At 70.7% G+C, this 1,783-nt stretch carries 1 protein-coding gene; it reads right to left on the reverse strand.

Translation table 11 applies throughout. The features are described 5' to 3' along the window. Positions 1–125 precede the first annotated feature (125 nt). Positions 126–1,565, reverse strand: coding sequence for a DUF1254 domain-containing protein (locus tag AC08OX_RS14540; RefSeq protein WP_476608314.1), 1,440 nt, complete (start codon positions 1,563–1,565; stop codon positions 126–128). Between the last annotated feature and the right edge of the window lie 218 nt (positions 1,566–1,783).

A 1,783-nucleotide genomic window follows, 5' to 3' on the forward strand; every position in this document is an offset into this window, starting at 1 on the left:
TTCCCGGTCGGACGGTTCCAAGCCGGACGGTTCCCGGCCGGCTGCCGGCCCGCCGGTCACCGTGCTCGGATCCCTCGGGGAGGTCGATGAGGTCGGGGAGGGACGTCGGCCGCCGCTGCGCATCATCATCGATGATCGTCGAGGCTGACCTGCCCGCCCGGGTGACCTGCCTGCCCCGGCGCCCCGACGCCCCGGTGAACGGTCGGCCTGATGATCGGCCGGCCCGGTGATCGGTCGATGCGGCGGATGGGAGGGAGCACGTACGTTCCGTCGAGGACGTCGGCCCCCGGCTCGTAGATCCGTAGGACGGGCCGGAAATCGCCGACCGCCGCGGGCAGCCAGTTGTCAAGCGGCCCGCCGTCCTCCAGGGGATCACTCTGGAGCAGGATGCGCACCGAGCCGTCCGGACCGCGGCGCAGATCGCGGTCGCCGCTCCGCAGGGAATACCGGTGCAGGGGATTCTCGACGAGGTAGTACTCGGGCGCGTCGTACATCGTCAGCGACCAGAACGCGGCCTGCGGCGGCGGCACCAGCTCCAGCAGGTACCGGTGGGCCCCGCTCAGCTGACGGCCGTCCGTGTCAATGGCACGGCTCGCCTGGATCTCCTCATAGCCGTGTGTCGCACCCCGCGGGAGCCGGGCGGCCATCGCCCGGGCGAGACGGGCCTGTGCCCGATCGCTTATCCGCCAGGCCGGATCGTCGATCGTGCCCGGTCCGAGTCGGTCCAGGTTGAAGTCGAGGGCATGCGGGGTGCTCACCCAGCCGTTCGTCAGCGCCCGGCCGGCGTGCGCCACCCGTTCGAGCTTGTCGCGGCCGGCGCGCAGCCCGGTGCGCAGGGACCAGGCGAGGCCCGGGTTGGGGTCGACGTACGGCGAAGGATCGTCGAGGATCCCGAGCGAGGTGAAGTGGCGGGCGTACTCGGCCTCGGCCCGCGACGGAGGATAGGAGCGCAGCCAGATGCGCAGCTCCTCCCAGAACCGGAGGTCGTCACAGACCCTCTTCGAGTGTTCTGGCGGTCCCTCCGCGCGGCGGGCCTCGGGATCCAGCGGGCTCAGGTCCAGTTCCTCCTGCAGCCGGGACACCGCCGCGATGTCCGCCGGGCCGTCGAAGCCGAACCGGTTGATCAGCGTCAGCAGCCGGGTCGGTGCCTCGATGCGGGCCAGCGACGCGGGCGCGCTGCCTGTCCAGCCCGGCGGGACGAGCAGATAGCGCCCACCCCGTCCGCCGGTGGTTCGCCGTCCCACGTAGGCGAAGTTGTTCCGCCAGGCGTCCATGAAGATCATAACGCTGTAACGATCCGGCGTGTCGGGGATCCGCAGGACCAGCGGACCCGGCGTGAGGTCGACCTCGGCCACCGAGCACAGGGCGTCGTTGTCGACGCTGACGAAGCAGGACAGTGGCGCGGGTGGTTCCGTCTCGTGAGCGAAGGCGTTGTACCCGGCAGGCCGGATTGGCCCGATTCCCTCAGCCGCCGTCCGTACGCTCAGCCGGACGTTGCTGACCAGGGGATATCCGAAGATGAACGCCTCGGCAGCCAGCCCGAGCCGATGGTCACTCGCGAGCATGCGGTCCTCCCCGTGCTCGTCATCTCCTTTTCAGTGGTCGCCCCCACGCCCCCACGTTTCAGTGGTCGCCCCCACAGTGGCCGCCTCCACAGTCCGTGCCCTTCTTTGTGGTGTGGTACCCACCGGATGCCGTCCGGGGGCCGGGCAGCATCCGGTGATCCGCCCGGTCCTCGACGTCGGCCGACGGGCCACCGATCACCGCTGTGAGGAAGGCGGGC

It is taken from the genome of Frankia sp. CoBUL1 (assembly GCF_978021245.1).

Excerpts from the sequence above, each read along its gene's own strand:
- AC08OX_RS14540 (WP_476608314.1), bottom strand. The coding sequence starts at position 1,565 with ATGCTCGCGAGTGACCATCGGCTCGGGCTGGCTGCCGAGGCGTTCATC.